Source organism: Nocardiopsis endophytica, from assembly GCF_027706725.1.
Taxonomy (GTDB): domain Bacteria; phylum Actinomycetota; class Actinomycetes; order Streptosporangiales; family Streptosporangiaceae; genus Nocardiopsis_A; species Nocardiopsis_A endophytica.
The window spans coordinates 55,586-77,364 of the sequence record NZ_JAQFWQ010000023.1 but is presented as its reverse complement, the minus strand read 5'-3'; the positions used below and the strand labels follow the sequence as shown (position 1 = coordinate 77,364).

Here is a 21,779-nt window from a genome sequence, read left to right as displayed (position 1 = left end):
ACGCTTCCAGGTCAGATCAGCCGAGCGAAGTTACACCACCCAGCGGGACACCATCCACCCTTAACGCGGAGTGTTCGTGCAGGTCACGAACCTGCCAGGGTTCGCCAGGCGGGCCCAGAGGACGGCCCGAGCGACGAAAGGCGCGAACCCCGCCCGCCGCACGCCCCATCCGGACCACGAGGGGCCCGCCGCCCGGCAGGCAGGGCCGGGGAACCGCCCTCCTGCCGCCGTCGCTGCCAACGACGGTGACCATGCACACGCGCCGCGCCCGACAGCGCTGCCGTAAGGGCCGCCGACCTCGCCTCGTCGCCGCCATCCACCCCACGCCCCGTCGACCCGCCGCCCGGCCGGGACCCTCAAGCGGGGTACCTGCTCAGCCGCACCGCCCTCCCTGATCACCAGCGACCAGACGGCCGGCCGACATGGCCCGGGAACCGGCCCGCTCTCTCCGTCGCCGCCCATCACGCCGCGCTCCGCGGACCCGGCTTCCGGCAGACGGCCTGGAGCGGGGCACCGGCCGCCCTTGCCCTGCGAGGACGGAACGGCAACCCGCAATGGTGCCACCCCCATCACGCCTCCCGGCCGGGCGGCGGACGGGGAGGACGGGGATTGCGTAGGCTTCACCGTGAATCCGCCGGACCGTACTCGGCGGGGACGGACACGAACCTCGGGGGACCATGTCGACCGGCGCCGACGGGCTTCGCACGCACACCGAACTGGTCCGGGACGCCGACCGGCCGGACTCCTGGCTGCTCGTCGTCGACGGCACACCGCAGTCGCACGTCGACCTCTCCGACCCCACCCACCTGGACTTCGAGTACGTCCGCCGCCTCGGGCACGTCGCCGACCTCCTGGCCCCCGCCGGGCAGCCGATCGACGCCTTCCACCTCGGCGCCGGGGCACTCACCCTCGCCCGCTACATCGCCGCCACCCGCCCAGGGTCGCGGCAGCGCGCCGTCGACATCGACGCCGACCTGGTCGCCGCCGTCCGCTCCACCCTCCCCCTGGACCGGCGATCGGGGATCCGGGTCGGCATCGGCGACGCCCGCACCTGGCTCGCCGAGCGGCAGGACGCCCGCGCCGACCTGATCGTGTCCGACGTCTTCGCCGGGGCCCGCACCCCCGCCGCCCTGACCACCGTCGAGTTCTTCACCGACGCCGCCCGGGTGCTGCGCCCCGGCGGCGTCTTCGCGGTGAACGTCGCCGACGGCGGCCGCCTGCTGCACGCCCGCCGCCAGCTCGCCACCGCGGCCGAGGTCTTCGCGCACGCCGGTGTGGTGGCCGAGCCCGGTGTGCTGCGCGGGCGCCGCTTCGGCAACCTCGTCCTGGTCGCCTCCGACCGGCCGCTGCCCGCCGACGACCTGGCGCAGCGGGCCCACCGCGACCCGGACATGGCCCGCCTCGTGCACGGTGAGGACCTGGAACGCTTCGTCTCCGGCGCCCGCCCCGTCCACGACGCCGACGCCGCGGACTCCCCCGCCCCGCCGAGCGGCACCTTCGTGCGCTGAGGGACCACCGGCCCCGGCCGGGCCGGGAGCGCAGGACCGGGGACGCAGGACAGGGAGTGCAGGGCCGGTATTCATCGGATCACCCCGACTGCGCTAGGGTCGGCCCCGAACCACCACCCACGCGAGGACACCGATGGGCGACCCGACCACTCTCTTCGTCACTCCTCCCCCGGACGCCTGACAGGGGCGTCCGCGGCTCCGCGGTACGGACACCGCCGACGCTCCGTGATGCGGCCCGAATCCCCATCGACGGAGGAGTCCTCGTCGTGCCTTCCACCTCTCCCGGCGCGTCCGCGCGCGCCGCGTCTTCCGCTTCGTCCGCCGCCCCCGCCCGGCGCGGCCTCGCCCTGCTCGCCGCCGCCGGCGTCCTCTGGGGCATGGGCGGCCCCGCCGGCCACCTGCTGCAGTCCGCCGGGGTGGCTCCCCTGGCGGTGGCCACCTACCGCCTGCTCATCGCCGGGCTTCTGATCTCGGCCTTCCTCGCCGCCACCGGTGCCCTGCGGCGCCTTCCGCGCTCCCGGGCGTTCGCGGTACGGCTGGCCGCCAACGCCGTCCTGCACGCCGTCTTCCAGCTCCTGTACTTCGCCTCGCTCGCGCTCATCCCGGTGGGGCTGGCGACGCTCGTGAAGATCGGCAGCGTCCCGGTGTTCGTCGCCGTCGGCGTCTGCCTGCTCGCCCGGCGCCGCCCCGGCGCCCGGCTCGCGGTGTCCGTGCTGCCCGCCGTCGCCGGGCTGGCGCTGCTGGCCGGGTTCCCCTCGGTCGACGCCTCCCCCGCACGCCTGGCCGCGGGGCTGGCCTGCGCCCTGGGGGCGGGCCTGGCGTTCTCGATGATGACGCTGGTCAACCGGCGCCCGGTGGAGGGCCTGCCGCCGCTGGTCAACGTCGGCCTGGGGATGCTCGCCGGGTCCCTGCTCCTGCTGCCCGCGGGACTGGCGGCGGGGATGGCCGTCCCCGCCCGGCCGGACACGCTCGCCCTCCTGGCCTTCCTGGGCCTGGTGCCCACGGTCCTCGCCTACCTGGCCTACTTCCGCGGCCTGCAGTCGGCCTCGGACGCGGGGGCCGCCGTCGGCACACTGGCCGAGCCGATGACCGCCGCCGTGCTGTCGGCGCTGTTCCTCGGGGAGCGGATGACGGTGCCGGGGCTGGTGGGCACGGCGCTTCTGGCGGTATCCATGTCGGCCGAACCGGTCATGGACGCGGTGCGGCGGCGTCTGCGGCGCTGACCCGGGCCCGGCCCCGGTCCGCCGGGGCGTGTACTCCCCGGGGAGTACACGCCCCGGCCGGATCCTCCCCTCCGGGAGGACGCGCCGCCCCCCGGGGCGCTGCGTACGTTGGGGTGCATGACCGTCTCCCGCTGGCGCCCGGCGGCCGTCGACACGGTGATCACCGCCGTGCTCGCGGCCGTCGTCTTCGTCGCCACCGTCGGGCTCGACTACTTCCACCCCTCCTCCGAGCGGGGCCTGGACCCGCTGGGCTACGCACTCCTGGGCCTGGCGGTCCTCCCCCTGCTCTGGCGCCGCCGCGCCCCGCTGCCCGTCGCGTTCACCACCGTCCCCGCCACCACGCTGTACTACCCGCTGGGCTACCCCGACGGCCCCGTGCTGGTGTGCGGCGCCGTCGCGCTGTTCACCCTCGTCGCCCAGGGGTACCGCTGGCAGGGGTGGTCCCTGGGGCTGGTCCAGTGGCTGGCCGTGCACGGCTGGGAGTCTGTGCGCTACGGGTCCCCGCTCCTCCTCGGGCCCGCGCTCGGCGTCCTCGCCTGGACCCTGGTGATCATGTGCACCGCCGAGGTGGTGCGGTGGCGCCGCGAGTACCAGGCGGTGGAGGAGCAGCGCCGCGCCGACGCCGCCCGCAGCCGCGAGGAGGAGATCCTGCGCCGCGCGGCCGACGAGCGCCTTCGGCTGGCGCGCGACGTGCACGACACCGTCGCGCACAGCATCTCGCTGATCAACGTGCAGGCCGGGACGGCGCTGTACCTGATGGAGGCCGAGCCCGAGCGGGCCGCGCAGGCGCTGGCCACCATCAAGCGCGCCAGCAAGGAGACCCTGCGCGACCTGCGCGCCACCCTCGCCGTGCTGCGCTCCGTGGACGAGGAGGCGCCCCGCTCCCCCACACCGGGCCTGGACCGGCTGGAGCGCCTGGTCGAGGACACCCGCGGCGCCGGGATCGGCGTCACGCTGGAGGTCTGCGGCACGCGCCGCCGCCTCCCCTCGGGCACCGAGGCCGCCGCCTTCCGGATCACCCAGGAGGCGCTGACCAACGTGGTCCGGCACAGCGGCGCCCGGCGGGCGGTGGTGGAGGTCGCCTACCGGCCGGACGCGCTGGAGCTGCGCGTGCACGACGACGGGCACGGCCCCGCACCCGGCCACCGGCCCGGCAACGGGCTGACCGGGATGCGCGAGCGCGCCGAGGCGCTCGGCGGCGCGTTCGGCGCCGGGCCGGGCGCGGAGCGCGGGTTCGCGGTCTGGGCCCGGCTCCCGGCCTTCCCGGACCGGCCCGCGGAGGACACGGGGGATACTGGCCCAGACGGTGTGGGCGGTGGAGGGGAGCGCGAGTGATCCGGGTGCTGCTGGCCGACGACCAGTCCCTGGTCCGGGCGGGTTTCGTGGCGCTGCTGAACAGCGCGCCCGACATCGAGGTGGTGGCGGAGGCCGCGGACGGCGAGGAGGCCGTGCGGCTGGCCGCCGCCGAACGGCCGGACGTGGTGCTGATGGACATCCGCATGCCGGGCACCGACGGGCTGGCCGCCACCGGGCGCATCCTGGCCGACCCGGCGCTGACCGCCACCAAGGTGATCATCCTGACCACCTTCGACCTGGACGAGTACATCTTCGAGGCGCTGCGGGCCGGCGCCAGCGGCTTCCTGGTCAAGGACACCGAACCCGAGGAGCTGCTGCAGGGCGTGCGGGTGGTGGCGCGCGGGGACGCGCTGCTGTCGCCGACGGTGACCCGGCGGCTGATCGCCGACTACGCCTCCCGGCCGGCGCGCCGGTCGGCCCCGACGGAGCGGTTGGCCGAGCTGACCGAGCGGGAGCGCGAGGTGCTGGGCCTGGTCGGGGCGGGGTTGTCGAACGAGGAGATCGCCGAGCGGCTGGTGCTGAGCCCGGCGACGGCGAAGACGCACGTCAGTCGGGCGATGGTGAAGCTCCGCGTGCGGGACCGTGCGCAGCTGGTCGTGATCGCCTATGAGACGTCTCTTGTGACCCCGGGCTGGCTGGACTGACGCCGCGGGGCGGTCGGGCACCTCCTGATAGCCACGTGTCCCTTCCGGCGCACGCCCTCCCGGCGGCGGGCCTCCTTCTCGACGCCGGGGCGGTGTCGGCCGGTCGTGGCGACGTGGAGCCCGCCCGTCGAGGGCCTCGGCGGGGTTCGGTCGCGGACCAGGCGCTCGGCGGCCAGGCGCCCGGCGTTCCTCCTGTCTGGCCCCTGGCCGCGGCGCTCGCTCATCGCAGGGACGGCCCGGGGCAGGGCGGACGACGCTTCGCCGAGTGCTGCCATTCCCCCCGGTGACGGCGCCTCGCCGAGTGGTGTCACTTTCGCCGACCGCGACCGGCCCTGGGCGGATGGAGAAGACACCGCTCCAAGGGACACACGACCGCGCGGCTCTGTCTGCGACGGTTCGCCCGCTCCGGGCCGTACTGCGCCGTACACCTCACAGCCGTACACCGCACAGCGGATGGGCGAGCACTACAGGGCCGCAGGGTGGTACCCGCACCGCCTAGGCAGAGCCGGTGGCCGGCGCGACCGGACGACGGGGGAAGACGAGTCCGGCCGCACGGGGCCGCATGGCCCACCCCTCCCCCGCCCCCGCACCACTCCTTCCCCGCCCAGCGCTGTCCTGACCTGCGGAAAGCACCCCACCCGACGGTCGGTCGCCCTCCGCACACCCGGGCCCCGCTCCGTCCCTCGGCACGCCTCCGGCCCAGCGCCGACACAGCACCGGCACCGCCGCCTACGCCCCCCGTCTCCACACCCCTAAGGGCGGAGCGGGCTCCCCCTTACGCCCCGGGGAGTACCCGACCCGCCTCCCCCACGCCCGGCGCCGTAGTGGGATTGCCTTCCCCTGGTCGATGCACCGCGCCCGACCGTGGGCCCACCATCGTCACCGTTCCTGATTCGGCCCCGACGGTTAAGGCGCACGGCATGCTCGACGACCCCCTGGCTCTGGCGCGGCTCCAGTTCGCGTTCACGGCGGCGACGCACTACATGTTCGTCGCGCTCACCCTCGGCCTCGCCCCCTACATCCTCTTCAACCAGCTCACGGCGGTGCTCAAGGGCGACGGGGCACGCATGCGCGCCGTCCGGTTCTGGGGCGGCCTCTACGTCGTCAACTACGCCATGGGCGTGCTCTCCGGCCTGGTCATGGAGCTGCAGCTGGCGCTGAACTGGAGCGGGCTGAGCGACATGTTCGGCTACGCCTTCGGCGCCCCGCTCGCGGTGGAGACGATGGGCGCGTTCTTCATCGAGTCCACCTTCCTCGGCCTGTGGATCTTCGGCTGGGACCGGATGGGCCGGTGGGCGCACTGGACGTGCTTCCTGGTGGTGACCGCGACCGCCTACGCCTCGGCCTACTGGGTGCTGGTGGCCAACGGGTTCCTCAAGTGGCCCGCCGGGTTCCGCATCGAGGACGGGACGGCGGTGCTGGACAGCCCCTGGGCGCTGCTGGGCAACCCGTCGGCACTGATGGCCTTCGCCCACGTGGCCACCTCCGCTCTGCTCGTCGGCGCCGCGGTGGTCGGCGCGGTCAGCGCCTCCCACCTGCGCCGGGGCCACGACCCCGACCGCATGTTCCACCGCGGGGTCCGGCACGCGGTCGCGATCCTGCTGGTGGCGGTCTTCCCGGTGGTGGCGTTCGGCGGCCTCCAGTTCCCCTACGTCGGACAGGACCCGCCCACCAGCGGCACCACCTACACCGCCGAGGAGATCGCCGCGATCGAGGCGGGCGCGTCCCCGGCGGTGAAGGCGGCCGGCACCATCGGCGGCGACGTGGTCATGATGACGTCCTGGCTGCTGATCACCATGGTGGCCGGGATCGGGGCGCTGGTGTGGCTGGCCCGGCGGCTGGACCGGTGGCGCTGGTTCCACTGGATGCTGATCTGCCTGCCCGCCCTGCCCTACCTCGCCAGCGTCGGCGGGTGGGTGTTCCGCGAGACCGCGCGCCAGCCGTGGGTCGTCCGCCACCACCTGACCACCGCGGACGCCATGACCGACCTGACGCCCGGCATGGCGGTGGCGTCCTTCGCCTTCTTCACCGCCGCCTTCACCGCCCTGGCCGCGGTCACCCTGTGGCTGCTGGTCCGCTTCGCCCGCCGCGGCCCCGAGGGCGGTCCGCTCGCCCCCGCGCCCGCCGAACCCGACCGGGAGGGCGGGGAGCCGGTGCCCGCCCGGACCCTGTGACCCCCCACGACGACGCTGGAGACCCCGATGGAGCTCATCCCCGTCCTGTTCCTCACCGCATTGCTGGTGGGCTACTTCGTCCTCGCGGGCTGCGACGTCGGCCTGGGCATGCTGATGCCCTACCTGGCCCGCACCCGCGGTGAGCGGCGGCGCGCCGTCTCGGCCGCCGCCCCCTACTTCCTGGGCACCGAGGTGTGGCTGGTCGGCGCGATCGGCGTCGTCGCGGGCCTGTTCCCGGAGCTGAAGACCGCCGTGGTCACGGGAATGTGGCCGGTGTTCTCGGCGCTGCTGGCCGGGTGGCTGCTGCGCGACGCCGGGCTGTGGTTCCGGGCCCGGGCGGAGGCGCCGTCCTGGCACGGGCTGTGGGACGCGGCGATCGTCGGCGGGAGCTGGACGATCGCGGTGTGCTGGGGCCTGGTCGGCGGGGCGCTGCTGGCGGGCGGGACGCTGGCGTCCCCGTTCGCGGCGGCGGTCGCCGCCCTCGTGGTGGTGCTGTTCCTGCTGCGCGGGGCCGCCTTCGGCGCCGAGCGCCTGGTACCGCCGGGCCGGGAGGCCGACGACGCGGACGGGCCGGTCGGCGGGGACGCTGTGGGCGGCGCGGCCGGCTCGGTCGGCTCGGTCGGCACCGTCCCCGCGGCGCGGGTCGCCCAGACAGCCGTGAGCGCGGACGCGGCGGCCCGGCTGACCCGGGTGCTGGCGCGGGCCGGGCTGGCGGTGCTGGCGGTCGCGGTGCTGCTGGGCGCCTTCCCGGGCACCCTGGACGGCGGCCTGCCGCTGGCCGCGGCCGCCGGTGCCGCGCTGGTCGCGGTCGCGCTGGCGGCCACCGCCGGGACCGAGGGGCCGGGGCGCTCCCGGCACGCCTCGGCCCTGGCGATGGGGGTGATGGCCCCGGCGGTGGGGGTCGGCGCGGCGCTGCCGGTGGAGCCGGTGCCCGGGGCGGTGCTGACGCTGGTGGCGGTGGCGCTGGCCCCGGTGGTGCCGCTCATGGTGGTGGGCCAGGTGGCGCTGTACCGGATGCTGCGCCGCCCCGCGTCGGCGACCGGCTTCTTCGCCCAGGCGGCCCCGGCCGTCGGGGTGGGCGGCGGCGCGCGGACCGGCGCCGGACGGCCGGCGGGGATCAGCCGGTTCCGGCCGACGGCGGTTGGTGGGCCCCAAGGGCGGGAATCCCACGGAGCGTGACCGGGCGGACCGCGCATCCGACCACCATGGAGCACGGGTCTCCCCACGCCCCCGGGGCGGCCCGTGCGGTGGACCGGCGCGGCACGATGTTTTCCCCTCGCTTTGTTGCCACACTCTGTGACATTGCTAATACGCTTGGTCGCAAGGCGGGACCGGGGGGAAGGGTCCGATGTCGATCTCCGATCTGTTCGCTTCCGCGGAGGACCAGCTCGACCTGCACGAGCGGCTCCGGCTCTACATCGAAGGGGTGCGCGAGCGCGCCGACCGGGCGGTGCCCTGGGGGCCCGACACCGTCGGCGTTCCCCGCCAGAGCTGCGACAGCGGGCTGCTGCGCATCAACGACGTGGCGTTCTACGCCAACGCCCGCCACGAGATCTCCGCCTTCGCCGGGCTGTGCCTGAACCTGCTGTCCCTGCACCGCCCGCGCGACGGCGGCGGGATCAGCAGCGCACAGGCCCCGGCGGTGCAGCGGTGCCGCTGCTGCATGCTCCGCTGGCCCTGTCCGACCATCCGGGAGATGGCCGAGCTGCTCGGCTGACCGGGACGGCCCCGGACGCCCTGGCGCGTTCGGGCGCGACGGCGCGTGGGGCGCGGCTCGTCCGAGCAGGGCGGCGCGCGGCGCGACGGCCCGCGGCGGAACGAGCAAGCGATTGGACAGCGGCAGCATAATGGGGGCGTGAACACCCGCAGCCGAGACGCCTCGGGCGCCTCCACCACCGACGACGCCACAGACGACGCCACCTCCCCGGTGACCGGCGGCGCGCCCCGCGGGCGCGGGCGCGGCCGGCGCTCCTCCTCCGCGGCCGCCTCGGAGCGGCGCGGCAACCTGGTGCGGCTGGCCGCCGACCTGTTCGCCCGCAAGGGCTTCCAGGCCACCACCGTGCGGGAGATCGCCGACGAGGCGGGGATCCTCTCCGGCAGCCTCTACCACCACTTCGACTCCAAGGAGTCGATCGTGGACGAGGTGCTCTCCTCCTACCTCGACGACCTGCTGGGCCGCTACCGTGCGGCCGTGGAGGCGGGCGGCGGGCCGCGGGAGGTGCTCTCCCGCCTGATCCAGGAGGCCTACCGGTCGCTGGAGCCGCACCGGGCGGCCATCACGGTGGTCCAGAACGACTGGAACTACCTGCAGCAGTTCCCGCGCTTCGGCTACCTGGCCGAGACCGAGCGCGAGATCCAGGACATCTGGGTCGGCGTGATCCGCGAGGGCCAGCGAGGAGGGGCGTTCCGCCACGACATCGACCCGAAGCTGACCTACCGGATGATCCGCGACACCATCTGGGTGGCGGTGCGCTGGTACCGCCCGGAGGGGACCCTGGGCACCGGCGAGCTGGCGGAGCACTTCATGACGGTCCTGTTCGACGGGATCAGCGTCGGCCGCCGCGACTCCCAGCCCGCCCCGGCCGGAGGCTGAGGGACGGGGGTCGGACCACCCCCTCGCGGCATCGGCCGGCGCCCCGCCCTACGGCAGGCGACCCTCGCCCCCGAACACGGTCACGACCAGCGCCCCCTGACGGACCACGATCACGGATCCTCCCCGGCCGTGAACCTTCTCGGGCGGCGCTCAGAGCCCGCGCGGACAGGCGGGTGCGCTCGTCGTTGATCTCGGGGAACTCGGGGTTAAACCGGACACGATAAGCCCGACTTCCCCGAGATCAACACCAGTGCGCCCCCGCACCGCCGCCCCCTCGATGATCTCGGGGAAAAGGACGCTAAAACCGGCCCGGTAGGGGCGTTTTTCCCGAGATCAACATGGGGGTCGGGAGCTCGGGTCAGTCCGTTCCGGACGGGTGGATGCACGGGGACGTGGCGTCGATCGACAGGCTTCCCTGCTTGCTCATCGCGACCGACATCGTGAACCCGTCCTCGTCGTTGACGACCGACACGAAGACGTCGTCCGGGCGCAGGTCGTCCGTCACCGTGAACCCGCTCGCCTCCCAGTGCTCGACCAGCAGGTCCACGTTCTCCTCGTTGTCCTCCTCGGGCAGGCCGCGCAGGAAGTACGCCTCGTTCACCGTGATGAGGGGATCGGTGTCGCACGCCGCGCTGACGCGGCCGTTGCCCACCTCCTCCAGCTCCACGTCGCCGGGCAGCGCCGCGACCGCGTCCTCGATGTGCGCGGCCACGCGCTCGCCCGCCTCCGCCTCGTCCAGTGGGCTCTCCGGTTCCTCGTCCTGACCGCCGCCGGCGCAGGCGGCGGTCAGGAGCACCGCGGCCACGGCGCAGAGCGCCCGCGCCGGCCACCGGCCGCCGGAGGGGGCGGCGGCTTCCGCGCGCGCCTCATCCGCCCGCAACGATCCGTCCGAACTGGCGCAGCTCAAGGCTGTCCCGCCCGTTCTCCCGCCTGAAGTAGTCACTGTGCCCAGTATCGTCCCCGGTCCTGATCCGCGACACGTCGGGGTGGTCCAGGCCGTCGTAGTCATGGAACCCCTTCAGCGGACTCTTATTGATCCAGTCCTCGTCCGACATCGCTATATGGATGTCCTCGATGTCGCCGCCGAAGTTCATGTCCTCGACGGGTCCGCCCACCCCGGGACTGCCCACGAGGATGATGTTGTCGACGTCGACCCCGGAGTCGTGCCGCGCGGCGTGCCCGACGACCACGGAACCGTAGCTGTGGCCGATGAGCGTGTTGTTCGACGCGTCGCCTTCATGGGTGACACGGAGACCGTACTGGAAGTCCTGGAGGTCGTCCTTGCCGTCGTCGGCCTTGCCTCCCCACGGCGCTTGGACGTAGTTCGGGGTGTCGTAGCCGATCCAGGAGACCACCGCGTGATCGGCCTCCTCGTCGAACCGGGCGGCCGCGTTCCGGATGTTCTCCGCCCGGCCCAGCTGGCCGTTGATGGCCGTCCACTCGGTCCCGGTCCCCGGCACCAGGGTGGCGACGTTGTCCTCGGTGTCGGGGTCGCCCGCGGAGACGATCGAGCGCCCCTCCTCCGGGTCCAGGGCCAGGATGTGGTGGTCGGAGCCCTCCTGGTTCACGGTCCGCTGCAGTTTGGCCATCTCCCAGAGCTCCAGGCTCGGGGCCCCGGGGGCGCCGTCCTGGACCTGGTCGAGGTCGTAGTCGAGGACCTCGTCCGCGTTCACCCCCTCCTCTTTCAGCATCCGCTCGATCTCCTCGTCGAGGAACTCCCGGTTGAGCTCGTCGCGGACGTCGGCGGGGACGCCGTCCAGGTTGCGGATGTGCTGGGGCTCCTCATCCATCACCTCTTCGCGTTCCGCCCGGCTCAGGCCCTCCCACCAGTCGTGCACCCGGTCGGGCTCGGTCTCGGGATCGGGAGCGAGGTCCGGCCCGTCGTCGCCCCCGAACCAGTCGCCGAACCAGTCGTCGAGCCGGTCGAAGGCCACCGGCTGCACCTGCGTAGGCGTCTGCTCTTCGGTGCCTGACGGTTCACCGGAGTCCTGGGGAGCGCTCTCCCCGGTCGGCGGGTCGGCGCTCCGGGGCCCTCCGGTGCCGTCGTCGGAGCCGCCCCCGCCGCCTTCGCATGCCTCGGTGCGGGGTTCGGCGACGCACTCCACGCCGTGGGAGATCAGGCCCTCCACGCGGGCGGGGACGTCCGCGAGAAGGACCGCGCCGATGATTCCGGCCACAAGGAGGACCGTCGCCCCGTATTCGATGAAGGAAGCGCCCCGATCGCCCTTCGGCATGGGTCGAAGCATGCATTCCTCATTCCTCTTGTCGAACACTGGGGAACGGGAGGGGAGACCCCCGCCGCGGATACCGCGGCAGTGGCGTTCGAAGGAGTGAAACGCGCGGTGCCTTCTCTTCGGTGCGCCGGAGTGATCCCGGCCCTCCGAAGAGTAATGGGCGGCGGATTTCGACCACCAGGGCCTACGGACCCAATCGTGAACGCGTCGGCCTGGGACTCGCCTTCTCCCGGCACCGGACGGGCTCTGCCGTGCATCGGGCCGGACCGGAAGGAAGGGGGCGCCGCACAGGGCAGGATTTACGGTTCTCTCAGTTCACTCTCAGGTCTCCAGGTGGGAAACACATTCGAGGGCATTCCTCCGCGCCGATGGGACGCGATTGGGCCCGGCCAAGATCAACTTGGGCCTCTGGGCCCTGTATAGTCCCGTTCTGAATCGCCATTCCCCGCCGCCGTGTCCCTGGACCCGGCTGCGGGGGCGATTCCTCCCCCATCACCGAACTGAAGAGTCGTCATGCGCCCTGACCAGTGCAGACATCGCGCACGTGCCCGCGCTTCCGATCCCCTTGGAACGGACCCCGCCGAAAAGGACCGAGGACCGGCCGCCCACCGTGCCCGCCGCCGGCCCGACTCGGGCGCCTCGACCGCCGAGTACGGCGGCGTCCTCCTGCTGGTGGCGGCCGTCGCCGGTGCGGTGTTCCTGGTGGGCATGCCGGACCGGACCGCCGGACTCATCGACAGCGGCATCTGCGCCGTCACCGGCGGGGACTGCCTGGACGATACGGAGGGCGACGCGTCCCCTTCTCAGAGCGGCCCGGACTCCCAGGGAGGATCCGACGAGACCTCGTCACCCGAAGGAGGCGGGGACTGGCCCGAATCACCCGCCGCGTCCGACGACCCTGAGGCCTACCAGGCCCAGCCGCTCATCTACCAGCCCGACGCCGGGAACGGCGTCACACCCACCTACGCCTCCTACGACGCCGCGAACGACGCGTCCGTCCAGACCGTCGCCGACGACGGAGACGGCGGACGGGGCGACGACTTCACCCCCTACGAGACCGAGCACACGGAGAACGGCACCGCCGGCACCGACCCGGACGACCTCCCCGACAACGGTCTGGGCCCACTCTCCGAGGGCACGTCCGTCGACGGGGAGCTGCACCCGCCCGAGTGGACGCCGCCGGCGCCGGAGACCGAGTGGGGCTCGGACGAGCCCACGGAGGACGACGAGGACCTCCACGCCGTCTGGGAGCGCCGCGCCTTCCTCGCCCGGATGGGCCTGGGCAACGCGGCCTCGAACATGGCGCACTACCTGGGGAACTCCGGAGAGCCGCACGAGCAGGACGTCAACGACATGCTGGACTCGGTCGACCGGTTCTCCGAGGCGGTCGAACTCCAGCAGGACCGGCTGGTACAGGAGGCCATCGACCAGGCCCTGGCGGAGGGCGGAGAGGGCCCATACACCTTCCCCGTCAACACCGACTGGTCAGGGCACCGGGGCAGCCAGGACGAGGACGGCAACGACTGGTACCTGGCCTCAGGGTCCTGGGACTACAGTCAGACCGGCCAGGTCACCGTGGCCCAGGCCGAGGACGGGACCTGGTCCTACCAGATCGAGACAGAGATTCACATGAGAGACCAGTACGACTGGCACCCAGGGCTGACCGCACCGGTCCCCTTCATCGGGATCACCCCGGACGCGGAGCTCGCCCGGCTCGCCGAGGCCGGTCTGGCGCAGGAATTCCTCATGTACGGCACCTCGGATGTGGTCACCCGCGGCGGGACCTACACCGAGGAGGACGGGCTCGTCCCCGACACGGCGAACGGCCCCGGAACGGATCGGTGACCCTGATGCTGCGACACCTGTCCCCCGTCCTGTTCGGACTCGCGGCCGCCGTGCTCGCAGGCTGCGGCACCGGCGGCGCTCCGTCAGAGGACGCCTCCCCGTCGCCGAGCCCTTCCGCGGCCGAGCCGGGCGACTTCGAGGACCTCTCCGGGGCCGAGATCCCGGAGTCCGCGGAGTCCGTCGAGGTCGTCTCCTCCGTCGAAGAGAGCGGCCTGCGGTCCTATGTCGCCACGTTCACCCTGCCCTCGGAGGAGGAGGCCGCGGACTTCTGCGCGAGCGGGGACATCGGCAACTACCTCCCCTTCCCCGACGACGTGCCGGAGGAGGAGCGTGAGCGCCTGCTCATCGGCGACGCCGAACTGACCGACCCCCGCGGGTGCTCGTCCATGAGGTCCGGCGAGAACGTCGACCGCAGTGTCGTGTTCAGCTTCCCTGAGGACGGACGGGTCTCCGTCTGGGCCGTGGCCGAAGAGTTCGGGCGGTAGAGGTGGCGCACATGTCCCCCGGCTCCCCCGGCACGCGGCCCTGGAGGGCGGCGCGCTCGTTCGCCGCCTTCTCCGCCGTCCTCGCGGCCTCCGCCGCCTGCTCGTCCGGCGCCGCCGCCTTCCCCGCGATCTCCGGGGAGGTCGGCGAGGTCCCGTCCGTCGACTTCTCCGAGGCCCCCGGCTTCGACGGGGTGGAGCGCCTCGTGGTCACTGAGGGCACCGGCGACGAGGTGACCGGCAACGACCTGGTCGTCTCGCACCAGGCGGTCTACGAGTGGCGGTCGGACGGCACCGCCCAGGAGGCGTACTCCAGCTACGGAGGCGATCCCCTGTTCCTGCCGCTGCCGTCCCTGTCGGACACGGTTCCCGAAGCGGTGGAGGCGCTCGACGACGCGGCCGTCGGCGCGCGCCTGGCCCTGGCCTATCCCCCCTCCCACCCGCCGGTGGCCCAGGAGCGGGAGATCGAGCGCGAGGACGGCGGCGCCTCGACGCTCGTCGTCTACGACGTCCTGGACCGCTACCCCGCGGGGGAGGTCGTGGACCAGGAGGACGAGGAGATGCGGTTCGACGGGGACGGGGAACTGCCCGACGTCCACGTCGTGCAGGGCCGCCGACCGCAGATCACCGTCCCCCGGGACTCCGCCCCGGACGAGCCGACGACGACCGTCCTCATCGAGGGCGACGGCGAGCCCGCCGAGGCGGGTGCCTCCGTCGTCACCCAGTACCGCGGCGTCACCTGGGAGGAGGGCACGGAGTTCGATTCGACGTGGGAGTACGGGGCGACCCCCGCGCACTTCACGCTGGACCGGGCCTCGGTGATCGAAGGGTGGCGCCAGGGGCTGGAAGGCGTCAGGGCCGGGAGCCGCGTGCTGCTGACGGTCCCGCCGGACCTGGCCTACGGGTCGGAGGGGAACTCGGCCGTGGACGTCGCCCCGGACCGCACCCTGGTCTACGTCATCGACGTGCTGGACGTCATCCCGCCCTCGTGACCGTCCCGTCGGGGGAGCCGGACCGCCCGGATCCCCCGGCAGGAGTGGTCACCGCCGCAGCCACAGGATGCTGTGCGCGTAGACGACGGCGACGTCCTCACCGTCGGGCGCGTCCGGCCCCTCCTTGAACCCGTCCTCAGGGAAGACCACGGACACAAGGCGCTGCACCCGGGGCTGCTTCGGGTTGCTCCCTTCGCACCTGACGGCGTCGCCGATCTCCTCGTCGCTCTCCTGGTAATCGAACACCTCGCGCTCCTCGTCACCCGGGGCCTCCTGCGCGGCGTAGACACCGAAATTGTCCGCGTCGCAGACGACCTCGGCCCCACCGCGGGTGGTGACGAACCGGAGCGTGTACTCGGGACGGTCCCCCTCCAGCATCTGCGCCTCGATCTCCATGTCCGAGGCGTTGTCGGGGACGACGAGGCCGCTCTGCTCCTCGAAGGCGGCCTGGAGCTCGTCCGTGTCGGCGTCGATCGGCGAAGGCGAGGGGGCCGGGCCGTCCCCGCCGCCGGGTTCCCACTCCATCGACTCGCTACAGCCGCTCAGGGCCAGTGCCGTGACTCCCGCGACGGCACCTGCTGCAAGGCGCTTCAACGTATCTCTCCTCCGATTCCGGAAGGCTCATCACCCCTGTGTGGGCCCGCAGATGGGCCCCCGGGCTCACGACGCCCGAGGTGGGGGCTCCCTAAGGTCTGTTCGGTATCGCGCACCAGCGCGTCCCGGCGACGGCCGGGACCACCGACCAGAGGAACACGCGAAGGCGGCCCTTCCCCATGAGGCTGATCCCCCATCTCTCCCGCTTGTTCAGGCGGCTCCGCCCGCACCCTGCGGACCGGGACCGCGGCGCGAGCTTCGCCCAGTACGGCGCCGTCGTCCTGCTGATCGCCGGTATCACCACCGCCGTCTTCGCCACCGGGCTGGACGGGCGCATCGCCGACTGGGTCCGCAACGGCGTGTGCGAGGTGACCCAGGCCGCCTCCTCGGACGGGGAGTGCGAGGAGCGCACCGCCCCCGACACCCGCGGCAACATCGGCGGGGGCACGAAGATCGACCCCGCAGATCCGAACGACACCGGGCGCCCCGGCGAGGACGCCTTCGAGGACGCCCAGGACGAGATCGACGAGGTCCGCGAGTACCTGGACCAGGGCTTCTGGGACAACTTCTGCGTCTTCGACTGCACCCGGCACCCCTCCGACGTGCTGGAGGGGATGACCTCCGAGGAGATCCGGGCGCTGCTGTGGTCCCTCAGCGACGACGAGATCCGCGAGCTCCTCAGCCTCGACGGCGTCCACGAGATCGTCATGACCCGGGCCGACCTGGAGACCCTGCGGCACCTGCGGGGCATCGACCGCACCGGGATCGACCCGACCTTCGACGACGTGGAGGGCGACAGCGCCAATACCCAGGACGGGCGCCGGACCGACCTGGCCTGGGGCGAGGTACCGAACGGGTCGCTCTGGGGCGACGGTGACATCAGCTCCGACGACCTCAACCAGGGAGCCCTGGGCGACTGCTGGTGGCTGGCCGGGATCGGCGCCATCGCCGACCAGGACCCGAGCGTCATCAAGGACATGATCCAGGAGAACGGCAACGGCACCTACACGGTCACCTTCGGCGACGGCTCACAGGTGACGGTCACGCCCGACCTGGTCGTCAACTCCAACAACTCCGCCGCCTTCTCCGACCCCGGCAGCGAGGGGGTGCTGTGGCCGGCCATCCTCGAGAAGGCCTACGCCATGAAGGAGGGCAGCTACGGCGAGATCGAGGGCGGGTGGCCCAAGGACGCCATGGAGACCGTCACCGGCGAGGACGCGGGCGAGATCCCGATGTGGCTGGCCACCGAGGAGCTGCTCTCCTCGACGATGGACGACGGCGCTCCCATCACCGTCACCACGCCCGGGGACAAGAAGGACTCCCACTACGAGCTGGAGAGCGGCGACACTCTGGCCGGCAACCACGCCTACGTGGTCAAGGAGATCAAGGACGGCAAGGTGACCCTGTACAACCCCTGGGGCCACCAGCACGCGACGCTGACCATGGACGAGTTCCGTGAGAAGCTGCAGACCGTCGAGGTCGGCTCCCTTGACTAGAGGACGGATCGCGACGGTGTTCGAGGACAGGAGACGACGGATGCGACGACAGCACGCCCGTGGGGCCTCCATCGCGTGGGTCTCCGTCGGCTGCGCGGCCCTGTTGGCGTTCGCCGCCGCGTGCGGCCAGAACGGAGAGGAACCCGCTTTGGACGAGAACAGCCCGCCCGAGCTGCGCACCATGGAGGCGTCGCCGTCGCCGAGCGGTGAGGAGCGCACCCTGCGCCTGTCGCAGGGGTCCATCGACCGCTCCAGCGACCTGACGCTCTCCCTTTCCCGGGTCACCGACGGCGAGGCCCGCCTGACCGTGGTCGAGGGCCCAGAGATCACCGAGGAGGAGAAGGTGACCGCGGCCGAGGGCGACTCGGTGGAGCTCGACAACGGCTACACCATCACCTTCGACAAGGTGGAGAACGCTCCCGAGGACCATGAGGGCGTGGGAGGAGCGGGGGCCGTGGAGCTCACGGTCTCCCCTCCCGAGTAGTCCGCACGCGGCCCGGCGGGGTGCGCCTGGGACAACACCGTTCTCGCGTCCCAGGCGCACCCGGTGTGTCCGGCACCCCCTGACCCCGGCTCCCCGAGTTGGGCCCGCCCAGCGGTGATTTAGGCCCGGGGACACTGTCCCCTGCGCTGTTTCCGCCTCTAGCCTGCGAATCTCCGGCATTTGGCACCCCGAACGCCGGACTCGTACGCCACAAGGGGGACACGGGAAATGCGCTGGGTGTGGAGGGCCGAACACGGCGGCTTCAAGGTCGAGTACGGGGCATTGTTCCTGCTCGTGGCGACGATCGTCACGGCCGTGTTCGCATTCGGGATGCCGACTCGGGTCCAGGAGTTCTACACCGCCGCCCTGTGCCGCGTCGACCCCGAGCGCGAGGACTGCGAACCCTTCGGCGGAGGCCCCGGCACCGGCGACGGCGGCGAGGCCGACGGCGACCAGGACGGCGAAGGCTCCGACGGGGAGGGCTCCGACGGGGAAGGCTCTGAGGACGGCGAAGGCGGAGAAGAAGAGGGCGAAGGCGGGGAAGGGGCCGACAGCGTCTACGACCCCGAGCTCGCCGGGGCCCTTGAGGACGCCGAAGGCGATCTCTCCGATGCCGAGCAGGAGCTGGCCGACGCCGAGCAGCAGCTCGAAGACGCCGGATACGACGAGGTCTACGACGCCCTCATCGAGGTCGTCGCCGACATCGTCGGCTGGACCGACGCCAAGAAGTGCATCACCGAAGGCGACATCATCGCCTGCCTGACCACCATCGTCGGACTCAGCCCCTGGGGCAAGGGCCTCAAGCTCATCAAGAACTCCGGCAAGATCCTCAAGCTCTGGAACCGCTTCCGCAAGGCCAAGAAGGCCCGCGACGCCGCCAAGAAACTCGTCGACAAGGCACGCGGCAAGGTCAAGGACAAGAAGAAGGACCGCGACGACGCGTTCGAGGCCTGCGAGCTCGCCAGCGGTGACAAGAAGAACAGCTTCGCGGCCGGAACCCTCGTCGTCATGGGCGACGGGTCGCTGCTGGAGATCGAGGACATCGACGCCGGGGACGAGGTCCTGGCCTTCGACCCGGTGACCGGTCGGGAAGGACCCCGCGAGGTCACGGACCTGATCACCGGCGACGGCGACGGGTCCCTGGTCGACATCGGCGTGCGCCTGGCCGACGGGCGCAGCGGCGGCCTCTCCGCCACCGCCGGGCACCTGTTCTGGCTCCCCGAGGACGCGCGGTGGGCCGCGGCGGACGAACTCGCCCCGGGCGACCGCCTGCGCACACCCGAGGGCGACTGGGCGGAGGTCACCTCCGCCGACGCCGAGGAGACCTCCGGTGACCCGGTCTACAACCTCACCGTCGCGGGTCTGCACACCTACTACGTGCGGACCGGAACCCAGGAGGCCGGCGGAATCGGCCTCCTCGTCCACAACGAAGGGCCCAAGGACCCGCCGCCGGCGTGCAACCCGAACAACGCGCCTAAGGACCCGCGCGAGCCCGACCAGGCGGCGCCCCCGGGCAAGGTCGACGACGCCCTCCAGGACTTCAAGTCGAAGAAGCCGCGGTTCGGCAACGGCGAGTTCCTCATCGACAAGTCCGGCATCAAGCACGCCCTGAAGCGCCACCACCCCAAGTACTGGGACGGCTCCAAGAAGCAGAACCAGACCTTCTTCAAGGAGGACCTGACTCCCAACGAGATCGCCGACATCGCCGAGCAGGTCATGAAGAAGAACCGCGATACCCTCGTCGAGAAGGGCACGAACGGCAAGTACCAGATCGAGGCCGTGATCGACGGCGAACGGTACGTCGTCGGCATCAACAACGGCCGGGTCGGCCAGATCTACCCGAAGTACTGACCGAGGCCCCGCGCCCCGGAGCCGCTCCCGGCCCCGGGGCGTCCTCGGACTCCTAGGAAGAGCATGCACCGGATCGAAATCGCGTCATTCCTCAAGTCCTCCGACGGGGCGTTCATCCCGCTGGACCGGTGGCAGGGCGGAGTCGAGGACCCGGACTATGTCGAGGGCGCGATCGACCTCGCGGTCGACGGCACCGTTCTCCTCGACACCGCGCTGTGGGACTACGTCGACCAGCTCTGGGCCTACATCCTGACGATGCTGTCGGACCTGCGCTCAGAGCGCCGGGTCCGGACCTACTTCCCCGACCAACCCATCGAGCTCGTGTTCCAACGGACCGCTCCGGGGCGCCTCCTCGTCACCGTCAAGGTCGACGCATCGGATGTGCGCACCGCCGATGTCGCCGAGGCGGAGTTCACGGCGGCACTCGCCGAAGCCGCCGAGGTCTTCTTCTCGGAGATGGAGCGCATCCTCCCGGGGGCGTACACCGTCGAGACCCGGCAGCTGGCCGACCTGCGGAACTGACCGCTCCAGGAAGGAGCCGACGGCCATGGCCGCGCACCCGTGCCGGTCCGACCGGCCGTTCCGGGCCGCTGAGGCGACCGAGGTACTGGGAGGCGTCTGGGCGGGGCAGCTGGAATCGGTCGGGGTCGATGTGCTGGCCCGCCGGGTGACGCTGTCGATCGTGGTCGTGGACGGGTCCCGTCCCGCCGGGGCGGAGGTCAGCGCCCACCAGGTCGTCTTCCACGATGTGTCGTCCTTCCGCTGGTTCGACTCCGTGGAGGGGCCGTGGCTGCGGGTCGAGGCGGCCGAGATCTACGCGGAGCGGGTCGCCGGCCGCCACCGGGTGTCCGTCTGGCTGAACGACGACGACAACCAGCTGGTGATCGACGCCGCGGAGGTCACCCTGGACGGCGTGGCGGTGCTGCCCCGCGACCCGGCGGCCGCGGACCCGGCCCCCGGCGGCGCGCCGGACCCGCTCCCCGGAGCCCTGACCGGCTTGTGGGGCGGTCGGTTCGAGTCGGTCCACCTGGACCTGCCCTCCAAGCGGGCATCGCTGTCCCTGCTGGTCGAGCCCGGGGACGACGACCCGGACGCCGACCTCGTCCCCCACCTGCTCATCCTGCAGGAGGTATCGGACCTGCGCCTACTCTCCGACGGCGGGCGGCTCCACGGGGAGGCGTTCATCGACGAGATCCGCGGACGGGCCGACGGGGACGGATATCGCTTCGATTTCGTTTTCGAATCGACCGGGGACCGGCTCGGAGTCCATTGCGCATCCGCCTTGGCGGACTTCGAGGAGATCACCCTGTGACGGGAGGGCCCTGCACTGGGCCCTCCCCTTCCCGACCCCTCCCTTGAGGTGGGAACTCGCACGTCAAACCGGTGGAGCGGGCCTAATGGGACCCAAATCCACGGGTCCGATTTGGGACCGGTTGGGTCTTCTTGGCCTGCTCCGCCGATGCCTAGCCTCGAAGGTACGAGTACTGAAATAGCCGGAGGTCAGGGGTCCGCGTCCGTTCGCGTCCCCCTGCCGCCGGGATCGGCGCCTTCCCCGCTCTTCGTCGGCGATCCGTCGGCGTGACCGCGCCGCTCCCCTCGGCCGTGTGCCGTGGGCCCACCCCTTTTCGGGGTACGGGTCCATCGCGCTCTGCGGTCGAGGCGGTGCGGCGTGCGCACGCGGGCAGGGTGCCCGGCAGGAGCGGATTCGGAGGATCCCGGAAATGGGAAGAATGAGGGGCGCCGGTTGCATCACCGTATTGGTGGTCGTGGGAGCGGCCGCCGGCATCTACTACTACGCGGCGCCCGAGCCTGAGGGAGTGCTGACCGAGGAGCGCGCCGAGGAGCGCACCTCGCAGTACATCGCCTCGGCGGTCCGTGCCCTGCCCGGGGACTCGGCCATGGACGAGGAGGCGCTCCTGCCGGCCGTGAGCGACCCCTGCAAGACCGATGAGCAGCAGGTCTCCAAGAGCTACCAGGTCCCCGTCGGCACCGAGGAGAAGGAGGCCGAGGCGGCCGAGGCCCTGGTCGACCATTGGGGCAACCGGGGGTACACGCTCCAGGAGGACATGCGCCCCGAGGAGATGTACGTCCTGTTCCGCAACGACGACGGCTTCCGCATGGCCGTCAGCAGCTCCACCGACGAGGACGAGCTGTCCATCAGCGCGAGCTCCCCGTGCTTCGACCCGGAGGCCGAGTCGGCGGGAGGACCGGAGATCCCGGTGGTGTCGGACATGTGGGAACAGGTCCAGTCCGCGATCGGCGGCATGGAACAGAAGTGAGGGCTCCCGAACCGCACCCGAGCC

The 21,779-nt window shown here is 72.3% G+C and carries 20 protein-coding genes; 17 read left to right on the top strand and 3 right to left on the bottom strand.

Annotated features, from left to right (window positions below; all coding sequences use genetic code 11):
• Nucleotides 1-677 precede the first annotated feature (677 nt).
• From O4J56_RS10630 to O4J56_RS10595, 8 genes are all read left to right on the top strand, one after another.
• A complete protein-coding gene (locus O4J56_RS10630; protein WP_270685557.1) occupies nt 678-1,508 on the top strand; it encodes a spermidine synthase in 831 nt (276 codons plus the stop codon).
• 266 nt (nt 1,509-1,774) lie between these two features.
• Nucleotides 1,775-2,731 carry a DMT family transporter gene (locus O4J56_RS10625; protein ID WP_270685556.1) on the top strand — a complete coding sequence of 319 codons (957 nt, stop codon included), beginning with the start codon at nt 1,775-1,777 and terminating at the stop codon, nt 2,729-2,731.
• 117 nt (nt 2,732-2,848) lie between these two features.
• A complete protein-coding gene (locus O4J56_RS10620) occupies nt 2,849-4,066 on the top strand; it encodes a sensor histidine kinase (protein ID WP_270685555.1) in 1,218 nt (405 codons plus the stop codon).
• Nucleotides 4,063-4,731 carry a response regulator gene (locus tag O4J56_RS10615; RefSeq protein WP_270685554.1) on the top strand — a complete coding sequence of 223 codons (669 nt, stop codon included), beginning with the start codon at nt 4,063-4,065 and terminating at the stop codon, nt 4,729-4,731. The genes O4J56_RS10620 and O4J56_RS10615 overlap by 4 nt, the downstream gene beginning before the upstream one ends.
• A 920-nt stretch (nt 4,732-5,651) precedes the next feature.
• Nucleotides 5,652-6,905, top strand: a complete 1,254-nt coding sequence (locus O4J56_RS10610) for a cytochrome ubiquinol oxidase subunit I (RefSeq protein ID WP_270685553.1) — start codon at nt 5,652-5,654, stop codon at nt 6,903-6,905.
• Nucleotides 6,906-6,932: 27 nt separating this feature from the next.
• Nucleotides 6,933-8,084 carry a cytochrome d ubiquinol oxidase subunit II gene (locus O4J56_RS10605; RefSeq protein ID WP_270685552.1) on the top strand — a complete coding sequence of 384 codons (1,152 nt, stop codon included), beginning with the start codon at nt 6,933-6,935 and terminating at the stop codon, nt 8,082-8,084.
• Between the two features lie 169 nt (nt 8,085-8,253).
• Nucleotides 8,254-8,622 carry a hypothetical protein gene (locus O4J56_RS10600; RefSeq protein ID WP_270685551.1) on the top strand — a complete coding sequence of 123 codons (369 nt, stop codon included), beginning with the start codon at nt 8,254-8,256 and terminating at the stop codon, nt 8,620-8,622.
• 138 nt (nt 8,623-8,760) lie between these two features.
• Nucleotides 8,761-9,498, top strand: a complete 738-nt coding sequence (locus O4J56_RS10595; protein WP_270685550.1) for a TetR/AcrR family transcriptional regulator — start codon at nt 8,761-8,763, stop codon at nt 9,496-9,498.
• Nucleotides 9,499-9,856: 358 nt separating this feature from the next.
• On the opposite strand, the gene O4J56_RS10590 is transcribed toward O4J56_RS10595, so the two are convergent.
• Nucleotides 9,857-10,303: a hypothetical protein gene (locus tag O4J56_RS10590; RefSeq protein WP_270685549.1), complete on the bottom strand. Its 447-nt coding sequence runs from the start codon at nt 10,301-10,303 to the stop codon at nt 9,857-9,859.
• Between the two features lie 61 nt (nt 10,304-10,364).
• Entirely contained in the window at nt 10,365-11,732 is a 1,368-nt protein-coding gene (locus O4J56_RS10585; RefSeq protein ID WP_270685548.1) for an alpha/beta hydrolase, read from the bottom strand.
• 672 nt (nt 11,733-12,404) lie between these two features.
• On the opposite strand from O4J56_RS10585, the gene O4J56_RS10580 reads away from it, so the two are divergent.
• The 3 genes from O4J56_RS10580 to O4J56_RS10570 are packed head-to-tail and all read left to right on the top strand — an operon-like array spanning nt 12,405 to nt 15,051.
• Nucleotides 12,405-13,577, top strand: a complete 1,173-nt coding sequence (locus tag O4J56_RS10580) for a hypothetical protein (RefSeq protein ID WP_270685547.1) — start codon at nt 12,405-12,407, stop codon at nt 13,575-13,577.
• Between the two features lie 5 nt (nt 13,578-13,582).
• Complete coding sequence (locus tag O4J56_RS10575; RefSeq protein ID WP_270685546.1) at nt 13,583-14,062, top strand: hypothetical protein; 480 nt, start codon at nt 13,583-13,585, stop codon at nt 14,060-14,062.
• A gap of 11 nt (nt 14,063-14,073) precedes the next feature.
• Complete coding sequence (locus tag O4J56_RS10570) at nt 14,074-15,051, top strand: FKBP-type peptidyl-prolyl cis-trans isomerase (RefSeq protein ID WP_270685545.1); 978 nt, start codon at nt 14,074-14,076, stop codon at nt 15,049-15,051.
• 48 nt (nt 15,052-15,099) lie between these two features.
• Here O4J56_RS10570 and O4J56_RS10565 read toward each other — a convergent pair whose 3' ends face one another.
• A complete protein-coding gene (locus tag O4J56_RS10565) occupies nt 15,100-15,645 on the bottom strand; it encodes a hypothetical protein (RefSeq protein ID WP_270685544.1) in 546 nt (181 codons plus the stop codon).
• 179 nt (nt 15,646-15,824) lie between these two features.
• Between O4J56_RS10565 and O4J56_RS10560 the strand changes: the two genes are divergently transcribed.
• The 6 genes from O4J56_RS10560 to O4J56_RS10535 all read left to right on the top strand — a co-directional run bounded on the left by O4J56_RS10560 (nt 15,825) and on the right by O4J56_RS10535 (nt 21,755).
• Nucleotides 15,825-17,141 carry a C2 family cysteine protease gene (locus tag O4J56_RS10560; protein ID WP_270685543.1) on the top strand — a complete coding sequence of 439 codons (1,317 nt, stop codon included), beginning with the start codon at nt 15,825-15,827 and terminating at the stop codon, nt 17,139-17,141.
• A 40-nt stretch (nt 17,142-17,181) separates the two neighbouring features.
• Entirely contained in the window at nt 17,182-17,625 is a 444-nt protein-coding gene (locus O4J56_RS10555) for a hypothetical protein (RefSeq protein ID WP_270685542.1), read from the top strand.
• A 228-nt stretch (nt 17,626-17,853) separates the two neighbouring features.
• Entirely contained in the window at nt 17,854-19,476 is a 1,623-nt protein-coding gene (locus tag O4J56_RS10550; RefSeq protein ID WP_270685541.1) for a Hint domain-containing protein, read from the top strand.
• A 63-nt stretch (nt 19,477-19,539) separates the two neighbouring features.
• Complete coding sequence (locus O4J56_RS10545; protein WP_270685540.1) at nt 19,540-19,998, top strand: hypothetical protein; 459 nt, start codon at nt 19,540-19,542, stop codon at nt 19,996-19,998.
• 25 nt (nt 19,999-20,023) lie between these two features.
• Nucleotides 20,024-20,788 carry a hypothetical protein gene (locus tag O4J56_RS10540; RefSeq protein ID WP_270685539.1) on the top strand — a complete coding sequence of 255 codons (765 nt, stop codon included), beginning with the start codon at nt 20,024-20,026 and terminating at the stop codon, nt 20,786-20,788.
• A 409-nt stretch (nt 20,789-21,197) separates the two neighbouring features.
• Nucleotides 21,198-21,755 carry a hypothetical protein gene (locus tag O4J56_RS10535; protein ID WP_270685538.1) on the top strand — a complete coding sequence of 186 codons (558 nt, stop codon included), beginning with the start codon at nt 21,198-21,200 and terminating at the stop codon, nt 21,753-21,755.
• Nucleotides 21,756-21,779: the final 24 nt, after the last annotated feature.

What these genes read in the sequence shown, in the direction of transcription:
- O4J56_RS10535 (WP_270685538.1), top strand. Translation starts at nt 21,198, where the DNA reads ATGGGAAGAATGAGGGGCGCCGGTTGCATCACCGTATTGGTGGTCGTG.
- O4J56_RS10560 (WP_270685543.1), top strand. Translation starts at nt 15,825, where the DNA reads ATGAGGCTGATCCCCCATCTCTCCCGCTTGTTCAGGCGGCTCCGCCCG.
- O4J56_RS10630 (WP_270685557.1), top strand. Translation starts at nt 678, where the DNA reads ATGTCGACCGGCGCCGACGGGCTTCGCACGCACACCGAACTGGTCCGG.
- O4J56_RS10575 (WP_270685546.1), top strand. Translation starts at nt 13,583, where the DNA reads ATGCTGCGACACCTGTCCCCCGTCCTGTTCGGACTCGCGGCCGCCGTG.
- O4J56_RS10540 (WP_270685539.1), top strand. Translation starts at nt 20,024, where the DNA reads ATGGCCGCGCACCCGTGCCGGTCCGACCGGCCGTTCCGGGCCGCTGAG.
- O4J56_RS10555 (WP_270685542.1), top strand. Translation starts at nt 17,182, where the DNA reads ATGCGACGACAGCACGCCCGTGGGGCCTCCATCGCGTGGGTCTCCGTC.
- O4J56_RS10600 (WP_270685551.1), top strand. Translation starts at nt 8,254, where the DNA reads ATGTCGATCTCCGATCTGTTCGCTTCCGCGGAGGACCAGCTCGACCTG.
- O4J56_RS10605 (WP_270685552.1), top strand. Translation starts at nt 6,933, where the DNA reads ATGGAGCTCATCCCCGTCCTGTTCCTCACCGCATTGCTGGTGGGCTAC.
- O4J56_RS10610 (WP_270685553.1), top strand. Translation starts at nt 5,652, where the DNA reads ATGCTCGACGACCCCCTGGCTCTGGCGCGGCTCCAGTTCGCGTTCACG.
- O4J56_RS10570 (WP_270685545.1), top strand. Translation starts at nt 14,074, where the DNA reads ATGTCCCCCGGCTCCCCCGGCACGCGGCCCTGGAGGGCGGCGCGCTCG.
- O4J56_RS10545 (WP_270685540.1), top strand. Translation starts at nt 19,540, where the DNA reads ATGCACCGGATCGAAATCGCGTCATTCCTCAAGTCCTCCGACGGGGCG.
- O4J56_RS10585 (WP_270685548.1), bottom strand. Translation starts at nt 11,732, where the DNA reads ATGCCGAAGGGCGATCGGGGCGCTTCCTTCATCGAATACGGGGCGACG.
- O4J56_RS10620 (WP_270685555.1), top strand. Translation starts at nt 2,849, where the DNA reads ATGACCGTCTCCCGCTGGCGCCCGGCGGCCGTCGACACGGTGATCACC.
- O4J56_RS10550 (WP_270685541.1), top strand. Translation starts at nt 17,854, where the DNA reads ATGCGCTGGGTGTGGAGGGCCGAACACGGCGGCTTCAAGGTCGAGTAC.